The 6,720-nt window shown below is 60.7% G+C and carries 3 protein-coding genes and 3 pseudogenes; 3 read left to right on the top strand and 3 right to left on the bottom strand.

Annotated elements, in window-relative coordinates:
• Positions 1–131 precede the first annotated feature (131 nt).
• Positions 132–269 (top strand): annotated as a pseudogene (locus tag NS365_RS20025) (transposase); the annotation flags it as partial.
• A 192-nt stretch (positions 270–461) separates the two neighbouring features.
• Here NS365_RS20025 and NS365_RS25105 read toward each other — a convergent pair.
• Together NS365_RS25105 and NS365_RS20015 are read right to left on the bottom strand one after the other, a co-directional pair.
• Positions 462–1,910, bottom strand: coding sequence for a glycosyl hydrolase 108 family protein (locus NS365_RS25105; protein ID WP_058602074.1), 1,449 nt, complete (start codon positions 1,908–1,910; stop codon positions 462–464).
• A gap of 9 nt (positions 1,911–1,919) precedes the next feature.
• Entirely contained in the window at positions 1,920–3,401 is a 1,482-nt protein-coding gene (locus NS365_RS20015; protein ID WP_153003874.1) for a hypothetical protein, read from the bottom strand.
• Positions 3,402–3,753: 352 nt separating this feature from the next.
• On the opposite strand from NS365_RS20015, the pseudogene NS365_RS25100 reads away from it, so the two are divergent.
• A pseudogene (locus NS365_RS25100) lies at positions 3,754–3,966 on the top strand (DUF2274 domain-containing protein); the annotation flags it as partial.
• A gap of 362 nt (positions 3,967–4,328) precedes the next feature.
• Here NS365_RS25100 and NS365_RS24235 read toward each other — a convergent pair.
• Positions 4,329–4,436 (bottom strand): annotated as a pseudogene (locus NS365_RS24235) (IS110 family transposase); the annotation flags it as partial.
• Between the two features lie 231 nt (positions 4,437–4,667).
• On the opposite strand from NS365_RS24235, the gene NS365_RS20010 reads away from it, so the two are divergent.
• Positions 4,668–6,644: a hypothetical protein gene (locus NS365_RS20010; RefSeq protein WP_058602072.1), complete on the top strand. Its 1,977-nt coding sequence runs from the start codon at positions 4,668–4,670 to the stop codon at positions 6,642–6,644.
• Positions 6,645–6,720 lie beyond the last annotated feature (76 nt).

Genomic DNA, 6,720 nt, shown 5'->3' with positions numbered 1-6,720 from the left:
TTTATCATTTTTGGATCCACGTCACCCTGTGCAGTACACGTTGTGTTTGTACTTCAACGCCGTCCCCCTAGAGTTACACAGAGTGGATCGTCGGCAGCGTCAGATGTGTATAAGAGACAGATCCCGTACTCTACAGGCAGCGCCACAGGATCGAGATCATGTTCGGCCGCCTCAAGGACTGGCGACGCATCGCCACCCGCTACGACCGATGCGCCCACACCTTCTTCTCAGCCATCTGCATCGCGGCCGCCGTCATCTTCTGGCTCTGATCAACGAGTCCTGACACTAGATAGACGTTCGGCTTCCATTGCTTCCATGGGGCGTGCTTTCGTTGATGACATCGCGCGGATCTGGGCTGCTGCTCATTGCCCCATCACCGCGAAATGACGTCAAGGCGATTACGCGGGAAACGATCGCGCTTCGCCCGACCCCGCCGTTCGCCGGGAGAGGGCGACACCTAATCAGAGCCTTGCCGCCTGTACGTGCATCCAGTCGAAATCGCGGGCGCGGCCCAAGCTCAGCCAACCCTCTTCTTCCCAGAACTCCCAGAATTTCGTGGCATCTGGCTTTGCGAGGCGTGCGTGAAGGTGGCTCCACTTTAACTGGTTGCGGGCCGGATCGAAATCGATAGCGATCGCCCATGAGTGCATGGACCAGGAGGAGCCGCCTTTCATCTTCCGGCAATTGTAGCAGCCGCCGAAGAGATCCATGCCAATCTCGCGAATGCCCGCTTCCCCGTAATGCCTCCAGATCTTCTCGAAGACGCGGGCCGCGCTGTCATGCACCTTCTCATGGATCATAAAGCCCGTGATTTCCTTCTCCAGGTCCCAGGCGATCCGCATTCGGAACGGCAGTTCAAGGCGTTTCATCTGGGGTTTGCAAGGCGGCCCGAAGAAGGTCGGCACCTCGGACTGGCGTGGCCAAGCCGTGTTGATGGCAGGGGCGGGTGGCGCTATCGCGGCGTCATCGTGAATCTCATCCCGCCACTTTTCCAGTGGCTGCCCGGCTTTCAGAAGATTGAAAGCCTCGAAAGCCGCGAGGGTCTGTTGTCCGTACAGACCGTCGATGCGGCCCGTATCGATGCCGCGGTCCTTGCAAAGCAGTTGCCCCAGCGCGATCTTGCGGCGCGTCGCCGACCACACCTGCCAGCCGGTCGAGACCTCTTCGGTTCGCTTGAGGAACATCACGTTCATGCCGGCGACGGACTTCTCGCCGAACATGCCATCAATGCCCGCGGTGTAGACGCCGGCGGCCTCCAAGCCACGCTGCAGATCCTCATCGCTGATGGTGGATTGCATCAGGCTAGTGACGGGCGTCGCTTCGACACCCCCCGCACCTCCAGGCCGAACGTCACCCGAGACGCCGCCATCGAAGGTCCAGGCGACGCCGTAGGGCTCCAGGGCGGCCGCCATGACCGTATTCAGTCGGTTGCGCCATCCGTTGATGAAATGCGCCGCGTCTTCATGGCCGAGATAGCGCTTTTTGCGGGCTTCGGCGAGCGCGGTGGCAAGCTCAACCGCCGCCTTATCGCTGTTTGCCCGCGCAACAATGGCGGCCAGATCGGCCTCCGGCAGGGCGTCCGCCATGGCGAGTCCCGCTGCGGTCTCAAGCATATGGAGCATCGCGGCAACCCCGTGGCTGACCGCGCCATCCATAACCACGAAGTCGACGGGCTGAGGGAGCCGGTCGCCCCATATTCGGCCCCAGTACCGTTTGCGGTAGATCTCTATCGCTTCGTCCTTGGTCAGCGCCTTGACCTCGGCAGGGGTCACGCTAGCCGCGCCGCGCCAGGCCGCGAGATCCTTGTGTGTAATTCCGAAGTTCGTGGGTCCGCCGTTATCGAACGGGTTGTTGACGTAACCGCCCTCACATTCGAGCACAGTCGTCATGATGTCCGCAAACCGATCCATGCGAGCCTCCTAGGGATTGATCTTGACGAGAGTAATGTCGGCTTCGCCAGCCGCGTCGGCGAAACCGGCGCCGTTGAGCTTGAGCAGGGTGTCGCTGACCGACGTCACCGCGCCGCCCTTGCCGCCGTTGATGCCACCGCTGATTCTGAGGGTGTCCCCGATGCGGAATAGGCCCAGCCCGCCGTTTGTAAGTTGGATCGTGTCCGGCTGGACGAACCCTAACGCTGAGGATTTCAACGTGACCGGGGCGATGCCGCCGCGTGCCAGGAAGCGGGTATGGCGCTCGCCGATCCGCTCGCCGACCTGCATGTAGATCTGACGCAGGCGGTGAACGTGGGGGTCGTCAAGCCGCATCTCGATATTGGCCTTGACGAAGGTCTCGTCGTAACGCGCGGTGGATGCATCTGGCGGGGTCTGGGCGGCGGAAGGCGGCAGGTCCGCGAACATCGCGGCGCCGATCACCTCAAGCATCTTGGTGTTCTTGCAGAGAGGATCGAGAGCGGCGCGTTCGAGGTCGAACAGGGTCCGGACACCGATCCTCCAGAGGGCCGTCAGCGCCTTGGGGCCGACCGAAGCGCAGAGCTGCGCCTGCGCAACCCAGTCCATAATCTGGTAGACGCCGTAGGGTGTCTCCACGAACAGCATAAGTGGGTTGGCCGCGGCGAGGTTCTGGGTGGAGGAGATGTGAAAATCCGCCAGACGGTCGCGGATTTCGGTGTCGATGCCGTCGATCAGTTCGATCGGGGTCGCCTCGAAATTCTTATAGATCTCCTGGTTCTCGCGCTTGAAGTTATTCAGCCGGCTTTTCGTCATCAGCCAGCGGAGCGTGACCTGCGGCAGGTAGCCTGCGGCAAAGCAGAACAGGATGACGGTCCTGTCGGTGCCCTTCGGCACGACGTCAAGCAGGACATCGAACACCAGCACGATGAGAACCGCGATGGAGGCGCCCATGGCGATCGTGATCGCGCAATCGACGAAGAGGGCCGGAGTCAGGTCGAAGTTGTTGATCGCTTTGTATAGGTTGCGGATCTCTAGAATGTAGCTGCCAAAGAACGCACTGATGGCGCCGTAGGCCCAGAGAGGGGCAGACTGGTCGGCGCCCACAGCAGGTGGGTCGCACAGTTTTGATACGCTCAGATGGCAGAGTTCGTGCGGTAGTCGGCCGGCGAGAAGAACGCTGAAAGCGAACCAGCAGAGCAGACCGACGATGATCACGAAGGGGACCATCGCCACGACCCACGCCATGGTCGTGAAATCCTGCGGCTGCCGGTTGGGCTGTTCGTTGATCGTGCCGAGGAAGTATTTGAATTTGACGAACTCGAACGACGGAATAAGTCGCTGGCCGGCGTTTCCGTCCTGTGCCTGAAAGACCGCCGCGAGGTCGCGGATGATCTCTTGGCGGTGATGCTTGACGGTTTCGCGGATCAGGACCAGCGTTCCCGGAAGAATGACTGCGAAAAGCAATGTGGAAGTCACGAGAATATAGGTCATCGGCGAGCCCCACAGCCGAAGGAAGGAACGCTTACAGCGGATCGTGTTGGTGACTACAAGCGCATACATCCGCGATCGCAGCACGTATCTTGGCGCGGCAATTCACAGCACATTCCAGCCCGAAATTACACTTTTACTAAAAGCAAAAATTGCATAAGAAGTCCATGGCGCACGTTAACCAAGTCCCGCCATCCTTGGAGTTCGAAGGATCAGTAAACGATTTAGTGGATCGTTGCACCTGATAACGGCCAAGTCGAGCGGATGAATCACACGATCAAGGCGTGATCGTCAAACGCTTCCGCTACGACAGTCACGATTAGCTCCGGCAGCATCTCGCTGGCTTCGTCGCAGCCTGAGGACTCTACGCGGCCTCACACCGTACGAAGCCCGACAAGCCCGCGAGATCACGCTGGAACTGCCCGCCAGCCTTCACCGCGATCTTACCGCTTACGCGGAGTTTCTCCGCCGCGAGACGGGACAGCCAGCCATCGATCCGGTGCACCTGATCGTTCCCATACTGGAGCGGTCCATGGCGACAGATCGAGGCTATGCGAAGGCGAAGCAGGTGGTCTCATCGCTGCGTCCGTCTCCCTGGCGGCTGACCGAGTGTCAAACGGCCTGCAAAACTGGGTCTGACGCATATGTGGAACGGCCCGGTTGGCAAGGTAGTCGCCGCGTCATTCGCCGTCGGACGGTGCAGTCATATGTCCGGCCTATTGGCGCGGTGCTGGACCGTTGGCCAAGATGAGATCCGCGATGCCGCTCGCCTAATTAATCTCGCGCGCTCAATGGCACGATGCGTTAGACGGCTTGGCCGGCGTCGAGGTATCGTCCCTTGGGTTCATCACGCGTTGGCACCTTGCTGTCATCCCGGCATCAGGATGCCGGAATCTTTCTTACCTACACTCGCGCTATGATCGGCGGCGCCTAGTAAACGCCTCCCTTCACGAGCAGCGCCCAGATCGTACGCGCCATCTTGTTGGCCAGCGCCACCGCCGCGGCCTTGTAGGACTGGCGGGCCAGTAGCGAGTCGATCCGGGCCGAAACCGGACCGTCCGCTTCTGAGACCACCAAGCAGGAAAGCTGCCGTACGGCTATTGGCCACGTGCTGCGGTCCGGAAACGATCTGCCACCGCTGATGTTCACGACTGAGGAGGTCGAAGCCATCATGCCGGGCGCGCGGGTCGCGCGATCAGGGCGACGCGGACCTCGCGCGGACGGCCGAACACGTGTTGCGGAGCGAGCGACGGCTTATTAACGTGGCTTATGCTCCGTCACGAGGATTTCGCATCTTTCATTCTTTTGGACCGGGAGGTGGCCTTATCAGGGCGGGCGGCTACTATTCCTCCCGACGAACTCCTCCGGACCGATGGACCCGGCCTAAGCCGCCATGATCTCGGGCGACTCGTCCGGTCGCTGCAAATCGCCTCGGTCGCCGGGCTGGCGACTCACGAGACAGCATCAGTCGCGACTGCGCTGACAAAGCAGCTCGCCTACGATAGGTACGCGGACTTTACCCAGAAGGAACGGTGGCTCGATGCCATTGCCTGGGTCCGCCAGCAGCCGCTGGAAACGAACGCAATACCGTGGACCGAGCGGGTGCTGCATGTTGGTGGCGCCTTCTCACGCCTGCGCGACCGGAAAATCGCAGTGGAAGCATCCGCGTTCGGACTCTTCGTCACCGAGGCCGGAGCCCGGCGCGTTATCGAGCAGGCGTTATCGCTGATCCGCCTGATCGGCGGCATCGAGTGCGCCCGACGTATCTTCTGGTCTCTGGAGACTGGGGGAGGTGTGCACGACGGCTTCTTCGTCTTTGGCGATCGCGTTTCTTCAGTGCCCGGTCAAAATGGTCCTGCGTGCCCGTGGGGTTGGCTCCTCTCTCTCGCGATGGCTAACCTTTCGTTACCCCGCAGTCGCCGCAAGCCTTCGATCGCCTGGTCCTCCCTAGTGGAACTGGCACGCGACTTTGCTGCAGCGCACGACTGTCAACGCTACAGCCAGTTCGACAGCATCTCGAATATCGCTCCCGAAGAATTCGAACGGACCATCGTTGAATCGACCGTCTGGCGCGAGCTGTTCTTCATGCCGCAGGGACCGGCACACCTACCGGACGCAGTTGTATCGGCGCTGAGTGACTGTGTGACGAGTGAGGATGAAGAGGCGCTAGGTTTCGAGACGAAAAGTCTAGCGGCTGAGTTCCGGTCGCTACTCGGGGCTGAGCACGACCGTGAACTGAAGTTGTATGCACGAAGTGCCGTACAGATGGCCCATCCCATCCTATGGGAACTTGGGCTAGGACAAAGAGGTCTCGTGAACAACGGTTACTCGCTTCCGTCCGACACAGAACACAGAAACCACGACCGGCTCCTGTTCTTCGAGACACCGGACGGCAATGTCCTCCTCCTGCCGCGTCCGCTACGCGCGAACGCGGCCTGCGAACTTCTCTTCAGAACACTCTGGTCCAAGCTCGATGGAAAGCGAGCATCCAAAATTACTGGTTCAATTCTCGAAGCGGCGATAGAAAACGCCTGTCGGCGGAGGACCCCCGATGTCCTCCAAAGGGACGTCTCATACGGCACGAGAAAACAGGCTTTGCAGTTGGACGTCGGCGTATGCGACAGCGGCGACGTCCTTCTCTTCGAGACGAAGGCGAAGTCGCTGACCGCACAGGCGCGGTCGGGGGAGGGGAGGTCCGCTTTCGTGGACTACGCTGACAGTTTCCTGGCAATGTTGTGCCAGCTCGTCCGCCATGAGGAACAGCTGCGTCGCGGCGTGATCTCCCTGTTGTGTCTACAGGCCGAGATCACCGACGCGACGATAGTTACAAAGGTGGCAATCTCGCCCTTAAGCTTCGGTCCCATGATGGACCGTCTGCTGACCGTCAACATGATGCCGGCCGTCCTTAACCACAGTTTCGGCTCTCTTGATCCGGCTCCGGCGGAGGTGGCAAAGGTAGAGAAGTTAAATCACAGGACGCGGCAGCTCCGCGAGCGTCTGGCGGCCGTCGCTCCAAAAGACGACGAAGGTCGGCTCGACCTCTTTCCCTACTTCCTCGACGTATTCTGGATGGACCTTGGGCAGCTTCTCTATGCCCTGGACCGTGCACCGTCCGTCGCCGCGGCGCTCCGGCCGCTGAAGCATCTCACCTTCGGGTCCAGGGATTTCTGGACCGAAGTGTCCTTCGCCGACAGACAGGGCCTGACAGCTCGCCACGGCTGGCGGCCTCCGTCACGGGCCGGTTGAGGAGTAACGCCGAAGACCGTTCGGCGTCGTCTGCCGAGTCGCATCCAACCGGGGACTTCGATCAGATTAGTTTTCA

Source organism: Aureimonas ureilytica (assembly GCF_001475935.1).
Lineage (GTDB): Bacteria > Pseudomonadota > Alphaproteobacteria > Rhizobiales > Rhizobiaceae > Aureimonas > Aureimonas ureilytica_A.
This window is presented reverse-complemented; position numbering and strand designations above follow the sequence as displayed.